The 21,477-nt window shown below is 63.5% G+C and carries 19 protein-coding genes; 9 read left to right on the top strand and 10 right to left on the bottom strand.

Annotated features, from left to right (window positions below; translation table 11 throughout):
* Nucleotides 1-25: 25 nt before the first annotated feature.
* The 8 genes from AC3IQ7_RS01730 to AC3IQ7_RS01695 form a co-directional block, all read right to left on the bottom strand.
* Nucleotides 26-799 carry an aldose epimerase family protein gene (locus tag AC3IQ7_RS01730; protein ID WP_322426548.1) on the bottom strand — a complete coding sequence of 258 codons (774 nt, stop codon included), beginning with the start codon at nt 797-799 and terminating at the stop codon, nt 26-28.
* Nucleotides 796-1,995, bottom strand: coding sequence for a XylR family transcriptional regulator (locus tag AC3IQ7_RS01725; protein WP_035823502.1), 1,200 nt, complete (start codon nt 1,993-1,995; stop codon nt 796-798). Before AC3IQ7_RS01725 ends, AC3IQ7_RS01730 begins: the two co-directional genes overlap by 4 nt.
* A gap of 32 nt (nt 1,996-2,027) precedes the next feature.
* A complete protein-coding gene (locus AC3IQ7_RS01720; RefSeq protein WP_034783811.1) occupies nt 2,028-3,170 on the bottom strand; it encodes a sugar ABC transporter permease in 1,143 nt (380 codons plus the stop codon).
* Entirely contained in the window at nt 3,167-4,738 is a 1,572-nt protein-coding gene (xylG, locus tag AC3IQ7_RS01715) for a D-xylose ABC transporter ATP-binding protein (protein WP_322426546.1), read from the bottom strand. Before xylG ends, AC3IQ7_RS01720 begins: the two co-directional genes overlap by 4 nt.
* A 76-nt stretch (nt 4,739-4,814) precedes the next feature.
* Complete coding sequence (gene xylF / locus AC3IQ7_RS01710; protein ID WP_099377905.1) at nt 4,815-5,789, bottom strand: D-xylose ABC transporter substrate-binding protein; 975 nt, start codon at nt 5,787-5,789, stop codon at nt 4,815-4,817.
* Between the two features lie 91 nt (nt 5,790-5,880).
* The gene (locus tag AC3IQ7_RS01705; protein ID WP_489208190.1) at nt 5,881-7,668 is read right to left on the bottom strand and encodes an IlvD/Edd family dehydratase; all 1,788 of its coding nucleotides are present in this window, start codon (nt 7,666-7,668) and stop codon (nt 5,881-5,883) included.
* Entirely contained in the window at nt 7,665-8,432 is a 768-nt protein-coding gene (gene xylB / locus AC3IQ7_RS01700) for a D-xylose 1-dehydrogenase (protein WP_489208189.1), read from the bottom strand. The genes AC3IQ7_RS01705 and xylB overlap by 4 nt, the downstream gene beginning before the upstream one ends.
* 27 nt (nt 8,433-8,459) lie before the next feature.
* Nucleotides 8,460-9,617 (bottom strand): fumarylacetoacetate hydrolase family protein, encoded by a 1,158-nt coding sequence (locus tag AC3IQ7_RS01695; RefSeq protein WP_489208188.1) that lies wholly within the window; start codon nt 9,615-9,617, stop codon nt 8,460-8,462.
* A gap of 430 nt (nt 9,618-10,047) precedes the next feature.
* Between AC3IQ7_RS01695 and chvE the strand changes: the two genes are divergently transcribed.
* The 3 genes from chvE to mmsB all read left to right on the top strand — a co-directional run bounded on the left by chvE (nt 10,048) and on the right by mmsB (nt 13,932).
* A complete protein-coding gene (gene chvE / locus AC3IQ7_RS01690; protein ID WP_223278970.1) occupies nt 10,048-11,070 on the top strand; it encodes a multiple monosaccharide ABC transporter substrate-binding protein in 1,023 nt (340 codons plus the stop codon).
* Between the two features lie 113 nt (nt 11,071-11,183).
* On the top strand, nt 11,184-12,725 hold the full coding sequence (mmsA, locus tag AC3IQ7_RS01685; protein WP_489208187.1) for a multiple monosaccharide ABC transporter ATP-binding protein: 1,542 nt from the start codon (nt 11,184-11,186) through the stop codon (nt 12,723-12,725).
* On the top strand, nt 12,715-13,932 hold the full coding sequence (mmsB, locus tag AC3IQ7_RS01680) for a multiple monosaccharide ABC transporter permease (protein ID WP_489208186.1): 1,218 nt from the start codon (nt 12,715-12,717) through the stop codon (nt 13,930-13,932). The genes mmsA and mmsB overlap by 11 nt, the downstream gene beginning before the upstream one ends.
* 64 nt (nt 13,933-13,996) lie before the next feature.
* On the opposite strand, the gene AC3IQ7_RS01675 is transcribed toward mmsB, so the two are convergent.
* Both AC3IQ7_RS01675 and AC3IQ7_RS01670 read right to left on the bottom strand, forming a co-directional pair.
* Nucleotides 13,997-15,628, bottom strand: coding sequence for an NAD(P)-binding protein (locus AC3IQ7_RS01675; RefSeq protein WP_489208185.1), 1,632 nt, complete (start codon nt 15,626-15,628; stop codon nt 13,997-13,999).
* Nucleotides 15,628-17,139 (bottom strand): polyamine aminopropyltransferase, encoded by a 1,512-nt coding sequence (locus AC3IQ7_RS01670; RefSeq protein ID WP_489208184.1) that lies wholly within the window; start codon nt 17,137-17,139, stop codon nt 15,628-15,630. Before AC3IQ7_RS01670 ends, AC3IQ7_RS01675 begins: the two co-directional genes overlap by 1 nt.
* Before the next feature lie 59 nt (nt 17,140-17,198).
* On the opposite strand from AC3IQ7_RS01670, the gene AC3IQ7_RS01665 reads away from it, so the two are divergent.
* The 6 genes from AC3IQ7_RS01665 (at nt 17,199) to AC3IQ7_RS01640 (ending at nt 21,286) form a co-directional block, all read left to right on the top strand.
* On the top strand, nt 17,199-17,585 hold the full coding sequence (locus tag AC3IQ7_RS01665; protein WP_034783828.1) for a DUF350 domain-containing protein: 387 nt from the start codon (nt 17,199-17,201) through the stop codon (nt 17,583-17,585).
* A gap of 27 nt (nt 17,586-17,612) precedes the next feature.
* Nucleotides 17,613-18,653: an SPFH domain-containing protein gene (locus AC3IQ7_RS01660; RefSeq protein ID WP_489208183.1), complete on the top strand. Its 1,041-nt coding sequence runs from the start codon at nt 17,613-17,615 to the stop codon at nt 18,651-18,653.
* A 10-nt stretch (nt 18,654-18,663) separates the two neighbouring features.
* Nucleotides 18,664-20,127: a DUF4178 domain-containing protein gene (locus AC3IQ7_RS01655; RefSeq protein ID WP_489208181.1), complete on the top strand. Its 1,464-nt coding sequence runs from the start codon at nt 18,664-18,666 to the stop codon at nt 20,125-20,127.
* Nucleotides 20,124-20,294, top strand: a complete 171-nt coding sequence (locus tag AC3IQ7_RS01650; protein WP_199534316.1) for a hypothetical protein — start codon at nt 20,124-20,126, stop codon at nt 20,292-20,294. Before AC3IQ7_RS01655 ends, AC3IQ7_RS01650 begins: the two co-directional genes overlap by 4 nt.
* A 2-nt stretch (nt 20,295-20,296) precedes the next feature.
* On the top strand, nt 20,297-20,668 hold the full coding sequence (gene speD / locus AC3IQ7_RS01645) for an adenosylmethionine decarboxylase (RefSeq protein WP_489208180.1): 372 nt from the start codon (nt 20,297-20,299) through the stop codon (nt 20,666-20,668).
* Between the two features lie 63 nt (nt 20,669-20,731).
* The gene (locus AC3IQ7_RS01640; protein WP_099377711.1) at nt 20,732-21,286 is read left to right on the top strand and encodes a hypothetical protein; all 555 of its coding nucleotides are present in this window, start codon (nt 20,732-20,734) and stop codon (nt 21,284-21,286) included.
* The last annotated feature ends 191 nt before the right edge of the window (nt 21,287-21,477 follow it).

Below are 21,477 nucleotides of genomic sequence, written 5' to 3'. Positions count from 1 at the left end.
AGAACTGCCCCGCATATCTGACCAATCACTTATTTGACATCATTGATACCGGTTCCGATATGTCAAACGCATCAATATCCTGCACACCCAAACGGTAGGCGAGCTTGAAGCGCATCACCTGTCCCGGCTGCAATTGCACGCCCTGCGCCAGCAGGGAAAAACAGCGCGCATCGGAATACAAATGGCAGCTGTCCTGGGTGCTGGAAAAACGCAAGACCCGGCCGGACGCAGGGTCGGCAACCCGCGCCGCCTCGCGCAGCTGCCCGCTGCCCGTCCAGTAAAAGTCATGCCGGAATCCCGGTAAATGCACGAGCGCGGGCCAGGCCAGGCGTGTAGCGAGCGGCGCCGGCTGGCGGAAGTCAAACGCGCTGCCAGCCACATCGAGCGGCGAGCCGTCCGCGCAGCCACCTGGCCAAGGCCGGTAACGGTCGGCGGCCAGGCGCAGCACATGATCGCCCACGGCGGCACGGCCGCCCTGCAGGTTGAACAGGGGCGCGGCAAGCGCAAAACGGGAAAGCGTCTCAGCCGAGGCATCGCAGTCGAGCTGCAGGCTACCATCGTCATCCAACCGGTAGGTCAGCCGCACCGACAGGCCGTCCTGCAGCAGGCACAACCGCAAGTGGCCGTCTTCCGGCGGCGCGCACTGCCAGCCCGTGGAAGACCGCGCCGCAGGGGGCGCCGCGCCCAGCACATCGGCCAGTCGGCCATAGCGGTCGGGCGCCCACCAGGCCCGCACGCTGGCATCGTGCGCGTCGATGGCCACGCGCATGCCGCGCGCATTGCGCAGCAGATGCATCATGGCGCCTGCCCGGGCGCTGGCGGCGGCCGGCTGCGCTGCTGGAATTCGCGCGGCGTGCAACCGAGTTCGCGCTTGAAGACGGCATGCATGTACTGCACCGTGGTAAAGCCGCAACGCACGGCCACCTCGGCCACCTGTCCCGGCCCGCGCGCCAGCAAGGTCTTGGCCGCATCGAGCTTGAAATGCAGGATTTCGTCGTGCACACTGCGTCCCAGCTCGTGGCGGAAGTGCGCTTCAAGGGACGAGCGCGACACGCCCACGTAATCGGCCACCTGCTCCGTCTTGATCCCCTGGCAGGCGTACTGGCGGATGAAGTGGCGCGCCTGCATTACCTGCGGATGCTGGAAAGGCTGGTGGCGCGTGGAGGCGAGCACGTTCAGGCCGGCCGGCGGCACGAGGATGCGCGTGCCGGACAGGCGCGCGCCATTCAACATCTGGTGCAGCAGATGCGCGGCCGTGCGGCCCATTTCCTCGGTGCCCTGGATCACGGAACTCAATGGAATGCGCGTGAGCATGCGCGCCAGCGGGTCGTTGTCGATACCGATCAGGGCGACCTGCTCCGGCACGGCGATCCCCGCGTGCATGCACGCTTGCAGCAGCTGGCGCGCACGCGCGTCGCTGACGGCGATGATGCCGACGGGTTTTTCCAGGCTGTTGAGCCAGGCAATCTGCTGCTCCACCGCTTCGTCCCACGAGGGCGCGCTGGTGGCGACGCCCCGGTACACGTCGGCCCGCATGTGGTCGCGCTCCATCAAGGTGCAAAACGCCGTTTCGCGCTCCTGCGCCCAGCGGTTGACATCGGCCTCGGGCAGGCTGAAACAGGCGAAACGCGTCAGGCCCGCTTCCACCAGATGTTCATAGGCCAGCTTGACGATCTTGAAATTGTCGGTCGCCACGTACGGGATGCCGGCCGGGTAATCCTCGGCGCGCGCATACGAGCCGCCCACGGCCACCACGGGCAGGCGGCTGTGCGCCAGCGCTTCGCAGACGGCGGGATCGTCAAAATCGGCGATGATGCCGTCGCCCTGCCAGCGCTCGATGCCTGGCAGGCGGCAGCGAAAATCCTCTTCCAGGAACAGGTCCCACGACACGCGCGTGGTGTTCAGGTAGGCGGCGATGCCCGCGATGATGTCGCGGTCGTAGATCTTATTCCCGTTAAACAGCAGCGCGATCCGGTGCGCGGTCGGCATCTTCATGGTGTCTCCTCCCGTGCCAGATCGTTTCACGGCTATCTACGCCCCGCTCGCGTGCTGACATCGACCCACACGGCCAAAGTGAGGATACTGCCTTTCACGATCATCTGCCAGTAGGTGTCCACGTCTAGCATGGACATGCCGTTATCGAGGCTGGCCATGACCAGCGCGCCGATCAGGGCGCCGTACACGGTGCCGGAGCCGCCGCGCATCGAGGTGCCGCCGATGAAGCAGGCGGCGATGGCATCGAGTTCGCTGAAGGTGCCGGCCGAGGGCGAGCCTGCCGCCAGGCGGCCCGTGTTGATCAGGCCAGCCAGCGCGCACATCAGGCCCATGATGCCGAAGATCCACAGCTTGACGGCTTTGACGTTGATGCCGGACAGGCGCGTCGCTTCCATATTGCTGCCGACGGCGTAGATGCGGCGGCCGAACACGGTCTGGCTGGTGATATAGCTGAACAGTCCCAGCAAGGCCAGCAGCAACAGCACGGGCAGCGGGATGCCTTCATAGCCGTTCAGGGTTTGCACGAAGGCATACAGCACGGCGCCGATGACGGCCAGGCGCAAGCCGTCGGCCCAGGGCGCCGTCTGCGGCAAGCCATGCTGCGCGCGGCTGGCGCGCGCGCGCCACGTCAGGAAGGCGGCCAGCAGGAACAGGCCGATGCCCAGCACAATGCCGGGCACCGCGGGCAGGTAGCCCTGCCCCAGGTAGACCATCGGCTCGGAAACGGGCGCGATCGTGATGCCGCCCGTGATGCCCAGCAGGATGCCGCGATACGCCAGCATGCCGCCCAGGCCCACGATGAAGGACGGGATGCCGCGGTACGCCGTCAGGTAGCCATTCAGGAGGCCGATCACCAGGCCGCAGCCCAGCACGGCCGCCAGATTCAAGGCCAGCGGCCAGTGCTGCGTGACGTCCAGCACGGCGGCGATGCCGCCGAGTAGCCCCAGCAGGGAACCGATCGACAGGTCGATCTCGCCGGCGATAATCACCAGCACCATGCCGCAGGCGAGGATGCCGGTGACGGACATCTGGCGCAGCAGGTTAGACAGATTGCGCGGCGTGAGGAAACTGCCCTCCGTCTTCCACGAAAAGAAGGCCCAGATCAAGGCGACCGCGATCAGCAGGGCCAGCATCTTGTATTGGGTGAACAGCTGTTTGATACTGTGCGGTTTCATGCTGCGGTTTCCTTGTTTGCGGTGTTGGCGGCGGGTGCCGGGCGCTGGTCGAGCGCCGCCGCCAGCACGGTTTCCTGGCTCAGGCCATCGTTGATAAAGTCGCCGCGCAGGCGGCCTTCGCCCATCACCAGCACGCGGTCGGACACGCCCAGCACTTCGGCCAGTTCCGACGAGACCATGATGATGGCCACGCCCCGGTCGGCCAGTGCCAGCATCAATTTGTAGATTTCATATTTGGCGCCCACGTCCACGCCGCGCGTGGGTTCGTCGAGAATCAGCACGCGCGGGCGCGTCAGCAGCATCTTGGCTAGCACGGCCTTTTGCTGGTTGCCGCCCGACAGGCTCGTAATGGGCAGCGACGGGCTGGCCGCCTTCAGTTCCAGCTGGGCGATCTCGCCGCGCACGGCCGTCAATTCCGCCTCGCCATCGATGCGCGTGGCGCGCGCGAATTCCTCCAGCACGGCCAGGGTGATGTTCTGCCCCACGTCGAGGTCGGGCACGATGCCGTGGTGCTTGCGGTCTTCCGGCACCATGGCCAGGCCCATGGCAATGGCTTTTTGCGGCGAGCGGGTATCGATCTTGCGGCCATCGAGCCACACCTCGGCCTGGCATGGCCCCTGGTAAGCGCCGAACAGGGCCGACACGAGCTCCGTGCGCCCCGCCCCCACCAGACCGGCGATGCCGAGGATCTCGCCCTTGCGCAGGGTGAACGACACATCGTCGACCCGCTTGCGCTGCGGGTTGTCGGCATCGATGCAGGTCACGTGGCGCGCCTCGAACAGCACTTCGCCGATAGGCGCCGGCTGCACGCGCTGCGGGTACAGCTGGCTCATTTCGCGGCCCACCATCTGCGCGATGATGCGCTCGACGTTCATCTGCGCCATCGGCGTGGTGGCGATATGCTTGCCGTCGCGGATGACGACGATGGTGTCGCAGATTGCCGCGACTTCATCGAGCTTGTGCGAAATGTAGATGCAGGTGACGCCCTTGGCCTTCAACGCGCGCAGGATATCGAGCAGCACGGCGATTTCCGACGCCGTCAGCGACGACGACGGCTCGTCGAGGATCAGCAAGCGCGCATTCTTGTTGAGCGCCTTGGCAATTTCCACCAGTTGCTGGTGGCCGCCGCCGTAATTCATCACGGGCTGCGCCACGTTCAGTTCGGGAATTTTCAGTTCGCGCAGCAGCTCGTCGGCGCGCTTGTACATGGCCGCGTAATGCATGCGCCCGCCGGGCAGGGTCAGCTCGCGGCCCATGAAGATATTCTCGGCCACGGACAGCTGCGGCACCAGCATCAGTTCCTGATGGATGATGATGATGCCCGCGTCTTCCGTGTCGCGGATCGATTGCGCGCGCAGGGGCTGGCCCTCCCACAGGATCTCGCCCTCCCAGGTGCCGTGCGGGTACACGCCGGACAGCACCTTCATCAGGGTCGACTTGCCGGCGCCATTCTCGCCGCACAAGCCGATGCACTCGCCGGCCCGCACCTGCAGGTCGATGCCGTCAAGCGCGCGGACACCGCCAAACTGTTTGACGATGCCTTTCATTTCAAGCAGATATTCAGACATCTGAGCTCACATTCAGTCACCAGGAAGGAGTAGGTCGGGTTAGCGCGCAGCGCGTAACCCGACATCAAGCGGGTGATCAATTACCCAGCTGCGCCTTGGTATAGAAGCCGTCATCGACGAGAATGTTCACATTCGCCTTGGTCAGCGGCGTAGGCTTCAGCAGCACCGTGCTGACTTTTTTCAGGCCGTTGTCATAGCTGGAGTTATAAGCCGGCTTTTCATTGCGCGCCAGTTGCACGGCCAGCTTGGCCGCTTCGGCAGCGATGGTTTTCAACGGTTTGTAGACCGTCATCGACTGCGTGCCGGCGATGACGCGTTTCACGGCCGCCAGGTCGGCGTCCTGGCCCGACACCGGCACCTTGCCGGCCAGTTTTTGCGCGGCCAGGGCCTGGATGGCGCCGCCGGCCGTGCCGTCGTTGGAGGCGACGATGGCGTCGATCTTGTTGCCGTTGGCCGTCAGCGCGTTTTCCACGATGGACAGCGCTTCGGTGGCGCTCCAGTCCTTCACCCACTGCTGGCCGACGATCTTGATGTCGCCCTTGTCGATGAACGGTTTGAGTACCTTCATCTGGCCTTCGCGCAGCATCTTGGCGTTGTTGTCGGTCGGCGAGCCGCCCAGCAAATAGTAATTGCCCTTCGGCTGCAGCTTGGTCACGCCTTCGGCCTGCATTTCTCCCACTTTCTCGTTGTCGAACGAGATGTACGCGTCGATATCGGCGTTCAGGATCAAGCGGTCATACGACAGCACCTTGATGCCGGCCTTTTTCGCTTCCTTGACGGTGTTGTTGAGGACAGTGGCGTTGAACGGCACGATCACCAGCACGTCCACGCCGCGCGAGATCAGGTTTTCGATCTGCGAAATCTGGCGCTGTTCGCTAGCGTCGGCCGATTGCACGAAGACCTTGGCGCCCTGCTTCTCGGCGGCGGCGATGAAGAAATCACGGTCGCGCGTCCAGCGCTCCACGCGCAAATCGTCGATGGAGAAGCCGATTTTCGGGTTTTTCGCATCGGCCAGGGCGGCGCTGCTGCTCAATGCCAGCATGGCGGTCATGATGGCTGCACTGATGATCTTGTTCATTGTGTGTCTCCTTGTGGATTTTATTAACTACGTTTTTTCACTACGGGTGTTGCTGCTTCAAAAATCAATGATTGTGGCGTGGCAGGGTCTGTCCCACGGCGCGGTATTTCAGCGCCAGCTCCATGCAGGCGCCCGTTTCCAGCTGGCCCACGCTGGCGCGGTAGATTTCCTGCCACGGCGTGGCGCTGTCGTTGACAGGCGGCGGCAGTTCCTGGGCGCGGCGTGCCAGTTCGTCTGCATCGACCAGCATGTCGCAGCTGCCCCCGTTCAAGTCCACCCGGATGATGTCGCCCGTGCGCAGCAGCGCCAGGCCGCCGCCCACGGCGCTCTCGGGCGAGGCGTTCAGGATCGAGGGACTGTCCGAGGTACCCGACTGGCGCCCGTCACCCAGGGTCGGCAGGTTCAGAATTCCCGCCTTGAGCAAGGCATCGGGCGGCTGCATGTTGACCACTTCGGCCGAACCGGGCCAGCCGACAGGGCCGGCGCCGCGCATGACCAGCATGCAGCTGTCGTCGATATTGAGCGCCGGGTCGTTGATGCGCGCGTGGTAGTCGCTTGAACCGTCAAAGACGATGGCGCGCGCCTCGAACACGCCTTCGCTGCCGGGACGCGACAGGTAGCGCTCGCGGAAAGCGGGCGAGATCACGCTGGTCTTCATGATGGCGAAGTCGAACAGGTTGCCCTGCAAGGCCATGAAACCGGCCTTTTCCTTCAGCGGCGCTGCAAACGGGCGGATCATCTCGCGGTCCGCGCTCTCGCGCCCCGCCAGGTTCGCCGCCATCGTCTGGCCCGTCACCGTCAACCGGTCCGCGTGCAGCAAGCCCGCCTGCTGCAGCTCCCACATCACGGCCGGCACGCCGCCGGCCCGGTGGAAGCGCTCGCCCAGATACTTCCCGGCCGGCTGCATGTTCAACAGCAGCGGCACGTCATAGCCGTGCGCCATCCAGTCGCTCGAGTGCAGTTCCACGCCCGCATGGCGCGCCATGGCCATCAGGTGCGGCTGGGCGTTGGTGGAACCGCCGATGGCCGCGTTGACGATGATGGCGTCCAAAAACGCTGCGCGCGTGAGAATGCTCGACGGGCGCACATCGTCATGCGCCATGCCGACGATGCGGCGCCCCGTTGCATAGGCGATCTGGCCCCGTTCGCGATACGGCGCGGGGATGGCCGAGCAGCCCGTCAGCGACATGCCCAGCGCTTCGGCAAGCGCATTCATGGTCGATGCCGTGCCCATGGTGTTGCAGTGGCCGGCCGACGGCGCCGAGGCGGCCGCGATCTGCAGGAATTTGTCGTTGTCGATCAAGCCGGCGGATAGCTGGCGGCGGCCTTTCCAGATGGCGGCGCCGGAACCGACCAGTTCGCCGTCCATCCACCCGTCGAGCATGGGACCGCCCGACAGCACGATGGCGGGAATGTCCACCGTGGCGGCGGCCATCAATTGCGCCGGCGTGGTCTTGTCGCAGCCCGTCGTCAGCACCACGGCGTCGATCGGATAGCCGTGCAAAATCTCCACCAGGCCCAGATACGCGAGGTTACGGTCCAGCGCGGCCGTGGGACGACGGCAGTTTTCAAAAATCGGGTGCAGCGGGAATTCCATCGGGATACCGCCCGCATCGCGGATGCCGTCGCGCACGCGCTGGGCCAGTTCCAGGTGGATGCGGTTGCAGGGACTGATGTCGCTGCCGCTTTGCGCGATACCGATGATGGGCCGGCCCGAGCGCAGCTCCTCGGCCGTGATACCGTAGTTCATGAAGCGCTCCAGGTACAGCGCCGTCATGTCGATATGGTCGGGATTGTCGAACCAGTCCTGCGAGCGGAAGCGCCGCGCCATGGGTTGGGCGGGAATGCTCATGCGCCGTACCAGCCAGCGTCGACGTAGTACTCGCGTCCGGCGCACTTGGCCGCATTGTCCGACGCGAGGAACAGCGCCAGCGCCGCCACGTCTTCCGGCTCCACGCGCAGCTGCAGGCATTGTCCCTGCAGGATCACGGCTTCCGCTTCCGGCGTATGCCACAGCTTTTCCTGGCGCGGCGTGCGCACGGCGCCGGGAATGATGCAGTTGACGCGGATGCCGTCGACACCGAGGTCGCGCGCCAGGCCGCGCGTCAGGCCCTCGATGCCGGCTTTGGCCGTCATGTAGATCGACAGGCGCGCTTGCGCCAGGTGCCAGGAAATCGATCCCAGGTTGAGAATCACGCCACCGCCCTTGGCGCGCATGGCGGGCGCCACTGCCTGAGCGCAGAAATACTGGTGGCGCAGGTTGACGGCCATGCGCTCGTCCCAGTAGGCGGGCGTGACGTCCTGCAGTTCGTGGCGGTCGTCATTGGCCGCGTTGTTGATGAGGATATCCGTGGTGCCCGCGCTATGCTCGATCTCGGCGAAGGTGGCGGCCAGGGCGGCCAGATCCGTCAGGTCGCAATAGCGGAAAACGGGCGGCTGCGGCAGGTGGGCCAGCTTTTCCTGCAGCGCCAGCGACGCCTCGCGGGCGATGTCGAGAAAAGTGACGTGGGCGCTCTGGCGCGCGAACGCCTCGACGATGGCCACGCCGATGCCGGTGCCGCCGCCCGTGATGACGACGCGCTTGCCAGACAGGCTTGGGTAAGTTGCATGCTGCATGGTGTCTCTCTTTTTAAAATAATCGGATCAAAGCAAACCGCGTTTGGCCAGGTTCTGGTACAGCGCGCGCACGCCGAACGTCCAGGGAGTAATCGCATCGCAGCGCTGCACTTCGTTGACCAGCGCGCCCAGCGAAGCGCTGGCAATGGTGACCCGGTCGCCCAGGTGGTGCGTAAAGCCGCCGCCCTGCGCGCCGCGGTCCTTCACGGGCGAGAACATGGTCCCCAGGAACAGCATGAAGCCGTCCGGATACTGGTGGTACTGGCCTGCCGTCTGGCGCACCAGGTCGAGCGGGTCGCGGCTGATTTCGCGCATGAAGCTGGCGCCTTCGAGCACAAAGCCGTCGTCCGCGCCCTCGATCAGCAGCGACACTTCCGCCTGGCGCACGGTGTCGAGCGTGAAGTGTTCGTCAAACAGGCGGATGAAGGGGCCGATGGCGCAGGAACCGTTGTTGTCCTTGGCCTTGCCCAGCAAGAGGGCGCTGCGCCCTTCGATGTCGCGCAGGTTGACGTCGTTGCCCAAGGTCGCCCCCAGCACCTCGCCGCGGCTGTTGACGGCCAGGACGATCTCCGGCTCCGGGTTGTTCCAGGCGGACGATGGCAGCAAGCCCACCTGCGCGCCGCAGCCCACCGACGACATCGGCTGCGCCTTGGTAAACACTTCCGCATCGGGGCCGATGCCCACTTCCATGTATTGCGACCAGGCGCCGCGCTGCTGCAACTGCTGTTTCAGGCGCTGCGCCGCGTCCGAGCCGGGCTTCAATGCCGACAAGTCGCCGCCCAGGGTCATTTGCAATGCAGCGCGCAAGCTCGCCGCGCGCGCCGCGTCGCCGCCGGCCTGTTCTTCGATCACGCGTTCGAGCAGGCTGACGGCGAAAGTCACGCCGCATGCCTTGACGGCCTGCAGATCGCACGGCGCCAGCAGCAGCTCGCCTGCCGGTGCGGCCAGCGCCTGCTCCAGCAGGGCCTGCACGGAGCCAAGCGCGATGCCGGGTGCATGGCGGGCGATATCGAGCGCATCGCTGCGCTCGAACAGCTCGGCCACCGTCGCTACCGTCTGCGTGATGTCGACCACCTCGCCGCCGCGCACGGCGACGACGCAGGGGCCGTCACGCCAGATGCGGCCAACAAGGAGGGCCTGCGCCAGGTCGGCGGGCAACAGGGAGGCGGGTGAAATCGGCTGCATGGCAAGCTTTCAAAGGAGCGTGATGGGAAGGCAATTGGTCAAGTTCGGAGCGATTCTGCGCGCCACCCTGTGTCGCCGCAATTACGAAAATCACCAAATTGAATGATGATTATTGGTATTGCAGTGCACCAAAAAAAGCCGCCACCCGCCCTCCATTTCCGCCCTGTGCGCAGGCGAAAAGGCACGCCATGGCGCATTGCATCAATTGGCTTATCGATACCGTTTTGGATATCGGCTATGCAAAAAAAGTGATTGGTGAGGGATGGATGGACAAACTAGTATCAGCCGTGGCCTGCAATCGGCCATCCGCACGGAGCCCGCCCACTGGGACGACGGCCCTGGCACATTCAACTATCGAAGACGGTGGAGACCTGAAATGAAAACAACAATGAAAATGCTGACCGCGAGCCTGGCGCTGGCCATCTCCGGCATGGCGGTAATGCCCGTGGCAAGCGCCGCCGACAAGGGCGCGATCGGCATCTCGATGCCGACCAAGTCGTCCATGCGCTGGATCGCCGATGGCGACAACATGGTCAAGGTATTCAAGGAGCGCGGCTACAAGACGGACCTGCAGTTTGCCGACGACGATATCCCGAACCAGCTGGCGCAGGTGGAAAACATGATCACCAAGGGCGCCAAGGTGCTGGTGATCGCCGCCATCGACGGCACCACCTTGTCGAACGTGCTGCAAAAGGCGGCCGACAAGGGCATCAAGGTCATCTCGTATGACCGTTTGATCCGCGGCACGAAAAACATCGATTACTACGCCACCTTCGACAACTTCCAGGTCGGCGTGCTGCAAGCGGGCTATATCGAATCGGCGCTGAAACTCAAGGAAGGCAAAGGCCCGTTCAACATCGAACTGTTCGGCGGCTCGGCCGACGACAACAATGCGCACTTCTTCTACAACGGCGCCCTGTCGGTGCTCAAACCGTACATCGACAGCGGCAAGCTGGTGGTGCGCTCGAAGCAGATGGGCATGGAAAAGGTCGCCACCCTGCGCTGGGATGGCGCCGTGGCGCAAGCCCGCATGGACAACCTGCTCAGCGCCTACTACGGCAATGCGCGCGTCGATGCCGTACTGTCGCCATATGACGGCTTGAGCATCGGCATCCTGTCCTCGCTCAAGGGCGTCGGCTACGGCACGCCGAAACAGCCGTTCCCCGTCGTGACGGGCCAGGATGCGGAAATCCCGTCGGTGAAATCGATCATCCGCGGCGAACAGGCATCGACCGTGTTCAAGGACACGCGCGAACTGGCCAAGGTGACGGCAAACATGGTCGACGCGATGATGAGCGGCAAGACGCCAACCGTCAACGACACCAAGACCTATAACAACGGCGTCAAGGTGGTGCCATCGTACCTGCTCAAACCCGTCACCGTCGACAAGGCGAACTGGAAGCAGGTGCTCGTCACCGGCAGCGGCTACTACACGGAAGCGCAAGTGAAATAAGCAATCAAGGTACTGAAGGCCCGGCGCTGCCGGGCCTTTCGCTTCATGCACGATCAAGAACAAAACTGCCGCACGACCGGCGCCGACCAGCGCGGCCGTGCCAGAGAGGTTATATGACGAACACCATCCTGGAAATGCGCGGGATACGCAAAACATTCCCGGGCGTCGTTGCGCTCGACAATGTCAACCTGCGGGTACGCAGCGGCGAGATCCACGCCATCGTCGGCGAAAACGGCGCCGGCAAATCGACCCTGATGAAAGTGCTGAGCGGCGTCTACGGCCATGGCAGCTATACGGGCGACATCGATTACCTGGGCCAGACGCGGCACTTCCGCGGCATCAAGGACAGCGAAGAAATCGGCATCATCATCATCCACCAGGAACTGGCGCTCGTACCCCAGCTGTCGATCGCCGAGAATATCTTCCTCGGCAACGAACCGTCCCGCAGGGGCGTCATCGACTGGGAATACGCGCAAGCGAAAACACGCGAACTGCTGCAGAAAGTCGGCCTGAAAGAGTCCCCGGACACCCTGATCACCAACCTGGGCGTGGGCAAGCAGCAGCTGATCGAGATCGCCAAGGCGCTGTGCAAGGACGTCAAGCTCTTGATCCTCGACGAGCCGACGGCCAGCCTGAACGAAAGCGACAGCGCGGCCCTGCTCGACCTGCTGCTGGGCCTGAAAGCCCAGGGCATCGCCTCGATCCTGATTTCGCACAAGCTCAATGAAATTTCACGGGTCGCCGATGCCATCACGGTGCTGCGCGACGGGAACACGGTCGACAGTTTCGACTGCCGCGCGGAGCCCGTCAGCGAAGACCGCATCATTGAAAAAATGGTCGGGCGCGAAATGGCCGACCGCTATCCGCCGCGCACGCCCACCATCGGCGAGACCATTTTCGAAGTGCGCGACTGGCGCGTGTTCCATCCCGAGCATGCCGACCGCCCCGTCATCAAGGGCATCAACATGCATGCCAAAAAGGGCGAGATCATCGGCATCGCCGGCTTGATGGGCTCGGGGCGCACGGAACTGGCGATGAGCATTTTCGGACGCGCCTACGGCCAGCGCATCAGCGGCACGGTGCTCAAGAATGGCCAGGAGATCGACGTCAGCACCATCGGCAAGGCGATCGCCCATGGCCTCGCGTATGTCACGGAAGACCGCAAGGGCCTGGGCCTGATCCTCGAGGAAGACATCCAGAAGAACACCAGCCTGGCCAACCTGGACGCGATTTCCAAGCGTATGGTGATCGACGAGCAGCGTGAATTCGGCGTGGCCGAGGAGTTCCGCCGCAAGCTCAAGACCCGTTGCTCGAGCGTGGCGCAGAAGGTGGTCAATCTGTCCGGCGGCAACCAGCAGAAGGTGGTGCTGGCGAAGTGGCTGTTTTCGCGCCCCGACATCCTGATCCTCGATGAACCGAGCCGCGGCATCGACGTGGGCGCCAAGTACGAGATCTACAGCATCATCAGCGAGCTGGCCGCCGAAGGCAAATGCATCATCATGATTTCCTCGGAAATGCCGGAATTGCTGGGCATGTGCGACCGGATCTATGTCATGAACGAAGGTCGCTTCGCGGCCGAATTAAGCGCAGCAGAAGCGTCGCAGGAGCGGATCATGCGCGCGATCGTTACACACGGAGAAAACAATGGACAATAAATTGACAGCGGGCGCGCCGGCAGCAGCAGCGCCAGCGGCCGCACCGCAAGCGAAAAGCTATGCCGGCTTTTTGAAGAACAATATGCGCGACTACGGCATGCTGCTCTCGCTGATCGTCATCATGGGCTTTTTCCAGTACATGACCGACGGCACCCTGATGCAGCCGCTGAACCTGACCAACCTGGTGCTGCAAAACAGCTACATCGTCATCATGGCGCTGGGCATGCTGATGGTCATCGTGGCCGGCCATATCGATTTGTCCGTCGGCTCGGTGGTCGGCTTCGTCGGCGCGCTGGCGGCCGTCCTGATCGTCAACTACAACATGAATTTTGTCGCCGCCAGCATCATCTGCCTGCTGGCCGGCGCCGTCATCGGCGGCGCGCAAGGCTATTTTGTCGCCTTCTTTAAAATCCCGTCCTTCATCGTCACCCTGGCCGGCATGCTGGTATTCAAGGGCCTGACCCTGGCGCTGCTGGCTGGCCAGTCGGTCGGTCCTTTCCCGGAAGGCTTCCAGATGCTCAGCTCGGGCTTTTTGCCCGATCCGTTCGGCGGCGAAAACCTGCGCGGCCTGTCGTTGCTGCTGGGCGTGATCGCCGCTGCGGCGCTGATCGTCACCTCGCTGCGCAGCCGCGCCAAGCAACTGAAACACGGTATGGAAAACGAGCCGCGCGCCTTCTTCCTGCTGAAAAACGCGATCTTCGCCGCCGTAATGGTGTATTTCAGCTACCTGCTGGCGTCGTACCGCGGTTTTCCCAACGTGCTGGCCGTGATGTCGCTGCTCATCGTCGCCTACACCTTCATTACCAACCGCACCGTGCTGGGCCGCCGCGTGTATGCCGTGGGCGGCAACGAGAAGGCGGCGCGCCTGTCCGGCATCAAGACGGAACGGGTCAGCTTCTACACCTTCGTCAACATGGGCATGCTGGCCGCGCTGGCCGGCCTGATCTTCGCGGCGCGCCTGAACACGGCCACGCCGAAGGCGGGTACGGGTTTCGAGCTGGACGTGATCGCCGCCTGCTTCATCGGCGGCGCCTCGGCCTCGGGCGGCGTGGGCAAGGTGATGGGAGCCGTCATCGGCGCCTTCATCATGGGCGTGATGAACAACGGCATGTCCATCATGGGCATCGGCATCGATTACCAGCAGGTGATCAAGGGCCTGGTGCTACTGGCAGCCGTGTTCATCGACGTCATTAATAAAAATAAATGAGAAGAACAAGGAAGCACAGGTTCGAGCCTTAGGGGGCTCTGGCCGGCGCTTGCGCCGGCCTTTTTTATGCGGCAGCCAATCGGGCCGCCCGATCCCCCCACCACGCCGCCTCTTCAAATACGGAAAAGCCCGACAGATCGGCATGCGCAAACAGAATCGCGCCATCGTGCTCGCGCAGCGCCTTCAAACCCGCATTGCTGCGAAATCCCGGCAACGGCGCCGCCATGGCGTGGCCGCGCACGGTGATATCGACGCGCTCGACGCAGCTGGCAAAATCGCGTCCATACGCCGTCTTCAAATCGACGCTGGCCAGCGCCAGCAATTCTTCGGGCGTGGCCACGTCTAACCATTTGCGCGCTTCCTGCGGCGTGCGGTCGGACAGGGCCACGTAGGCGCTGAAGACGGTTTTTTCGGGCGGACGCACGCGGATGTCCTGGTGCGTGGAGACGACATAGCCGAGGCCCGGTTCCTGGTACACCACGTTGTCCCAGCACAGGGGCGCATGCGGCAGTTCGTCGGGAAAGCGTTTCAGTAAAAAATTCGCCACCATCCACGGCGCATACGCGGGCGTATCGCGCTTCGCGTCAAAGCCATAGCCGGCGATATTCTTCACTACGCGCGCCGCTACATACAGCGGCATGGCGCAGATGGCCTTGCGCGCCTTGACCAGGTAGGTGCGCGGCTGGCCGTCGACCAGTTCCAGGCACAGCGCTTCCACACCCTGGGCTGTCGTCTGCACGGAAACCACCGTGCCCGCATGACGTTTGACGCCCGACGCCTGCTCCATGGCCGTGGCCACCGGCTGCATGCCGCCCGGCCAGGTCAGCCAGGCGCCATTGCCCGCATTCGCCGCCTGGCCCCAGCGGCTGCAATAGTAGTGCAAGCCGGCCCAGGCCGACACCTGGTCGTAGCGCGTGCCGTAGTCGTCGCGGCAGCAGTAGTTCAGATACCAGTGCAGGGTGGGCGAGGTATAGCCTTCGCGCTCCATCCACTGCTTTAACGTGATGGTGTCGAGCGCCTGCCAGGCCGGGTCTTGCGACGATCCCACGGTAGGAAAAACGAAGACGCGCTTGCCGTCGTTGCCATGCGCCTGGCGCAGGCGCCGCACCTCGGCAAAGAAGCGCTCGTGCTGCGCCAGTTCCGCAGGCGGCACGCCTTCGGTGGGAATGAAGCCCTCCTGCCAGTGGCCGTTGAACAGCAGGCGTTCCTCGGGCGCGTGCAGGATGTAGCGCTCGTCGTAGTACGGCTTTTCCGCCTGTGGATCGCGCTGGATAATCCCCAGATCGAACAGGATTTCGCGCACATGGGTCGATTCAGGCGAAGGCAGCGGCAAATAATGGCCGCCCGTAGGATAGGCCAGGTCGCCGAAGTGGCCGCCCGCCGCGTTGCCATATGGCTGCGGCCCATCGATCATGAGGAAATCCTTGTGCCCCAGCTTGTTCAAGCGCCAGGCCGCCGTCAGGCCGGCGATGCCGGAGCCGAGGATGGCCACGTCTGTGGTGATGGTGGCCGAGGGCGCCGGCAGCGCCGTGCGCTCGCGCAGCAGCTTGCGCAGATAGTGCCCCTCTTCCCGGCCCGGATACAGCACCTTCGGCGTGATTTCCTGCCAGCGCAGGTAGGCGGCGATGCTGCCGATACCAGCGGCGGCCGCCGCCGTGCCGCCGGCGGCCCACAGCATGAAGGAACGGCGCTGCATCAGCGGATCACCCGGTTCCAGTCCTGCTCAAATTCATGCACGAGCGACTGGGTATTCAGGCGATTCGGCGCCATCGGCAGCGGTTGCATGTCGGGCGGGAAGATGAACATTTCGCGTGTGGTGTCCGCGTTCAGGTAGCGCATGGGCAGGCGGTATTTCGTCGGCGGTGTGTAGTCGAGCTGGGGCGAAGCGAGGATAAAACCCCATTCGCCGAACGAGGGCACGTAGGCGTGATAGGGCCAGGTGCGCATGCCCACTTCACGCAGGGTCGAATTGATGGTCCAGTAGGCGTGCGGGGCAAAGAACGGCGACGTCGATTGCACCACCATCAGGCCCTTGGCCGCCAGGTGCTTTTTCACCAGGTCGTAGAACGGCACCGAATACAGCTTGCCGAGCGCAAAGCTGGACGGGTCGGGGAAATCGACGATGGCCGCGTCGAACATATCGCCGTTGTTGCGCAGCCAGACGGCGGCATCGGCATTGACGACGGTGACGCGCTTGTCGGAGAACGAATTATTATTTAACTTTGCCAGTTCCGGGCGCGTGGTAAACGCGGCCGTCATGGCCGGATCAAGGTCGACCACGGTGACGTGTTCGATGTGGGGATAACGGAGGATTTCGCGCAGCGCCAGGCCATCGCCGCCACCGAGCACCAGCACGCGGCGCGCCCACGGCAAGGCTTCCAGCACGGGGTGCACGAGCGCCTCGTGGTAGCGGTATTCGTCGCGCGAGGAAAACTGCAAATTGCCGTTGATGTACAGCCGCGTATCGTCCTTCCAGCGCGTGATCACCAGGCGCTGGTAAGGCGTGGTGGTGGAATACACGATCTGGTCGCCGAACAGGCCGTGCTCGCCCCAGGCCACCATGCGGTCCGACATGGCAAAGCCGGCGATCAGCAGCAGCATCACGGCGCAGGCGCGCAGCAAACGCCCGGTGAGATTTTTCAGCTCGGCGCGGAACACATAAATGCTCCACAGGCCCACGCCCACGTTGAGCATGCCGAACAGGAAGCCCGTGCGCACCAGACCCAGGTACGGCGACAGCACCAGCGGGAACAGCAGGGAAACGGCCAGCGCGCCCAGGTAATCGAAGGTCAGCACGCGGCTGACCAGCTCGGAAAATTCCGTCTGGCGCGTGTTCAGGGCGCGCATCACGAGCGGCACTTCCATGCCGACCAGTGCGCCGATCAGGAACACCATCACATACAATAAGGTGCGAAATGGCGCGGCCATCCACGAAAAGGTCATGAACAGGATGGCGGCCGACAGGCCGCCGATCAGGCCCACGGCCAATTCGATGTCGACGAAGCGCGAAAGCACGTCGTCGTCGTGTACATACTTTGAAAAGTGAGCACCCACACCCATGGCGAACAGGTAACAGCCAATGATGGTGGAAAACTGCAGGATGGAGTCACCGAGCAGGTAGCTGGACATGGCGCCGGCGATCAGCTCATACGCGAGGCCGCAGGAAGCGACCACGAAGACAGACAAAATCAGAATCTTTTTGTTCATTGGACTTTTTTTGTTCTAATATGCGTTGACGTTATCAAATACTCATTGTGAGGAATGCCGTGCCCGCCATCCTAAACTATCTGATCCACCTTTTACTGGCCGCCGGGCTGCTGATTGTATTTTTTATCATCTACACGCGCGTTACGCCGTATAACGAAGTGCTGCTGATCCGCCAGGGCAACCAGGCGGCGGCCCTGTCGCTAGGCGGCGCCATGCTGGGTTTTTCCGCCACCATCGCCTCGTCCCTGATGCACACGGCCGACTACCAGCAGTTTTTCGCCTGGGCTTTCGGCGCCATGGTGGTGCAATTGCTCGCCTATGTGGTCACCACGCGCCTGCTGCGCATGTCGAAAGACCAGATCGAATCGAACAACAGCGCTTTCGGCGGCCTGCTGGCCGCCATTTCCCTGTCGATCGGCGCCATCAACGCCGCCTGCATTTCCTGACGTTTTACCTCATTCAAGGACACCATCATGAGCCTCGGCAGCTTTATCAAGAAGCAGTTTATCGATGTACTGCAATGGAACGAAGAGACGGAAGGCGTACTGGCCTGGCGCTTCCCCATGCAGGATTTCGAGATACAGAACGGCGCCATCCTGAATGTGCGCGAATCGCAAGTGGCCGTCTTCGTCAATGAAGGCAAGATCGCCGACGTCTTCGGTCCCGGCACGCACAAGCTGACGACGCAGACTTTGCCGCTGCTGACCAACCTGAAAAACTGGGACAAGCTGTTCGATTCGCCGTTCAAGTCGGACGTGTATTACTTCAGCACCCGCGTGCAGACTGGCCGCAAGTGGGGCACGCCGCAGCCGATTACCATCCGCGACAAGGATTTCGACATGATCCGCGTGCGCGCCTTCGGCATGTACTCGTACCGCATCGCCGACGCCCGCACCTTCTTCACCGAGATCAGCGGCACGCGCGAAGTCTATACGCGCGACGAGGTGGAAGATCAATTGCGCGGCATTCTGATGTCGAGCATGGCCAGCTCGCTGGGCGGGGCAAATGTCCCCTTCCTCGACATGGCGGCCAACCAGGCGCTGATGGCGCAGGAAGTCAAGGATGGCCTGGCGCAGGCGTTTGCCCGCTATGGCGTGGGCCTCGATGAATTCAACGTGGCCAGCATCAGCCTGCCCGAAGAATTGCAGGCGGCGCTCGACGAGCGCATCTCGGCCGGCATGAAGGGCGGCCTGGGCGCCGACAAGATGAGCGGCTTTACCAAATTCCAGGTGGCCAACGCGATCCCGCTGGCGGCGCAAAACGAGGGCGGCATGGCCGGCATCGGCGCGGGCCTGGGCGCCGGGCTGTCGATCGGCCAGGTGATGGCGCAAAGCATGGGCGGTGCGCTGCAGCAGCCCGCCCCGGCGCCAACTCCGGCTGCACCACCGGCCCCCGCGGAAGAAGCGATCGAGACGCGTCTGGAAAAACTCAAGGGCTTGCTCGACAAGGGCCTCATTTCGCCGGCCGACTACGACGGCGCCAAGGCTGAACTGCTGAAAAAACTGATCGGCTAAGCGCGACTGCATGCAAACTGTTTCCTGTCCCAGCTGCGGTGCGGAAGTCCACTTCCGCTCGCATGCTTCCGTGCTCGCCGTGTGCGAGTACTGCCACAGCACCATCCTCAAGGACGCCGATTCCGTCAGGGACGTGGGCAAGATGTCGGCCGTCCTGGAAGATTATTCGCCGATCCAGATCGGCACGGCCGGCGTGCACGATGGCGTGCACTTCACGGTCGTCGGCCGCATCCAGCAGCGCTACAGCGCCGGCACGTGGAACGAGTGGTATCTGCTGTTCGACGACGCCAGCACGGCGTGGCTGGGCGACTCGTCCGGCCTGTACACCTTGACGCGCGAACGCAGCACACAAGGTACCTTACCCGTCTTTGGCGAGCTGGCGCCGGGCAAGCGCTATACGATCTGCGGCGAGCCGTACACGGCGGCCGAGATCCGCAGCGCCGAATGCATCGCCGGCCAGGGCGAATTGCCGTTCAAGGTGGGCGCCGGCTGGCGCATCCAGGTGGCGGACTTCCGCAACTACGCCAGCTTTGTCACGCTCGACTACACGGATGGCCCGCAACCCGTCGTCTACCAGGGCGTCGCCGTCACCTTGGACGGTTTACAGTGCCAGCTGCTGCGCGACGACGACGCCATCGCCAAGAGCGCCGGCAAATACCGCGGCAAGCTCGACGCGCTCGACTGCCCGTCCTGCGGCAGCGGCATCAAGTACGTACCTGGCGCGGCGGCGCAACTCGTGTGCCCCGCCTGCCATGCGCAGCTCGACGCCAGCGGCCCGGAAGCGCAGGTGCTGGCCATCGGCAAGCAAGTGCACGACAACGCCGACATCACGCTGGAGCTGGGCGCCAGCGCGAAGATCAGCAATGTCGACTTCACAGTGATCGGCATGATGCGCCGCGCCGACGACGAGGGCAGCGAGTGGAATGAATACCTGCTGTACAACGCGCGCGCCGGCTTCTTCTGGCTGGTGGAGACGGACGATGGCTGGTCGCGCTCGAATGTGCTGCCGAACTGGCCCAACTGGGCCTCATTGGACGCCGCTACCTGCACGCTCGATGGCGCCACCTACCGCAAACTGTATGACTACGGCTCGCAGGTCGTGTACGCGGCCGGTGCCTTCAACTGGAAAGTGGCCGTCGGCGACAGCACGCATGTCCATGAATTCGAGCAGGGACAGACCAAACTGGCGGCGGAGCTCACCGGCGAGGAAATGACGTGGTCGCGCTCCGTGCCCGTCGCCTATGACCAGATGGCCGCCTGGTTCGGCGCCGCCTTCCATGGTGGCACCAAAGCGCAGAATATCCAGCTGAGCCATCGCGGCATCGCCAAGGTCTTCATCGTCATCGTGCTGGTCTTGAATGCGATCCCCATGTTTGTCTCGTTCTCCAGCACCTTGATGTGGAGTTTGCTTGGCTGCCTGGCGCTGTTCCTGCCCGCCGCTTTTCTCGACAAGAATGCAAAGAATCCCCCATGAGTAAATACGTGATCTATGCCCTGATGGTGACCTTCAGTGTCACGGCCGCCAACTGGGTGCGCATGTTCAAGGTAGCCGGCAGCAGCAGCGGCAGCAGCTGGAGTTCGCGCACGGGCGGCGGCGGCGGCAGCTATGGTGGCGGCTCCAGCGGCGGCAGCCACAAGTAAGCATGGCAGCCACACCGCATCTGCCCCTGGGCACCCATTTGCTGGCCGATTTGTCTGGCATCGTGCCGGAACGCCTGCGCGAGAGCGCGGCGCTCGAGCGTCTGCTGCGCGAGGCGGCCGTCGCGGCCGGCGCGCAAGTACTGCACAGCCATTTCCACAGCTTTGGCGCCGGCCAGGGCGTCACCGGCGTGGTGCTGCTGGCCGAATCGCATATCTCCATCCACACCTGGCCGGAATGCGGCTTTGCCGCCGTCGATATCTTCATGTGCGGCGCGGCGCAGCCGCAGCTGGCGCTGGACGCCATCAAGGACGCGCTGCAGGCGGCGCACTGCCAGCTGCAATCGGTGCGGCGCGCGCCACCCGGGCATTCCTAGCGTCGCTGGTGGATCGCGGAGGGATCGCTTACACTGTCGGCTCATATCCCAACCGTGACTCCCATGCACCGTTCCGCCCTCCTCGCCCTACCCCTGCTGCTGCTGGTCTCCGCCTGCAACGACTACACGGCGCCCAGCCTGTACCAGGCCACCACGCCCGAGTGCAAGACGTGGACGGAGGGTTCGCGCTTCGAACTGCCGCGCGGTATCAGCGTGTATGCCACGCCACCCGTCACCTTGAAGGAAGGCGGCACGGAGCTGGCGCTGATTTTTACGCTTCCCATCGGCACGCAAGCCAGTTTTACGCGCCTGTCCTTCCTGCTGGAAGAACCACACAAGCAGCCATTTGCCGAAGCCAAGGTGCTGACCATCTACCAGCGCGGCATGAACCGCAAGGCGGAAATCGTCGACGTCATCGAGCAGCTGCCCATCATGTTTTCCGCCGTCGGTTCGAGCGCCGAAACCCAGTGGCGCTTGCGCCTGCAACTGCCGCGCCAGCTGCCGCAGCGCTTTGACCTGTCGATGCCCGACATGCTCGTCGCCGGCAAGCGCTACCCGGTGCGCACGTTTACCTACCGCTACTTCCCCGAGCGCCAGGCTTACGGCATGTGCAGCTGAGCCACACGCTCCATTGACGGCGGCGCGCGCCGCTGGCACACTGGCGTTTTTCACCATACAACAGGAGTCAACAACATGCGCCATTCGGATACTGCCGTGCTGTCGGCTGCCTGATCACTGTTTTCCCCTGCTAAGCCTTTTTAGCTCGCACTTCCCATACGCGTGATCGCGTAGCCGACTTCCCTTTCTTT

It is taken from the genome of Janthinobacterium sp. GL_088 (assembly GCF_057837845.1).
Note: the sequence above shows the minus strand (reverse complement) of the source record. Positions and strands in the feature narration are given on the sequence as shown.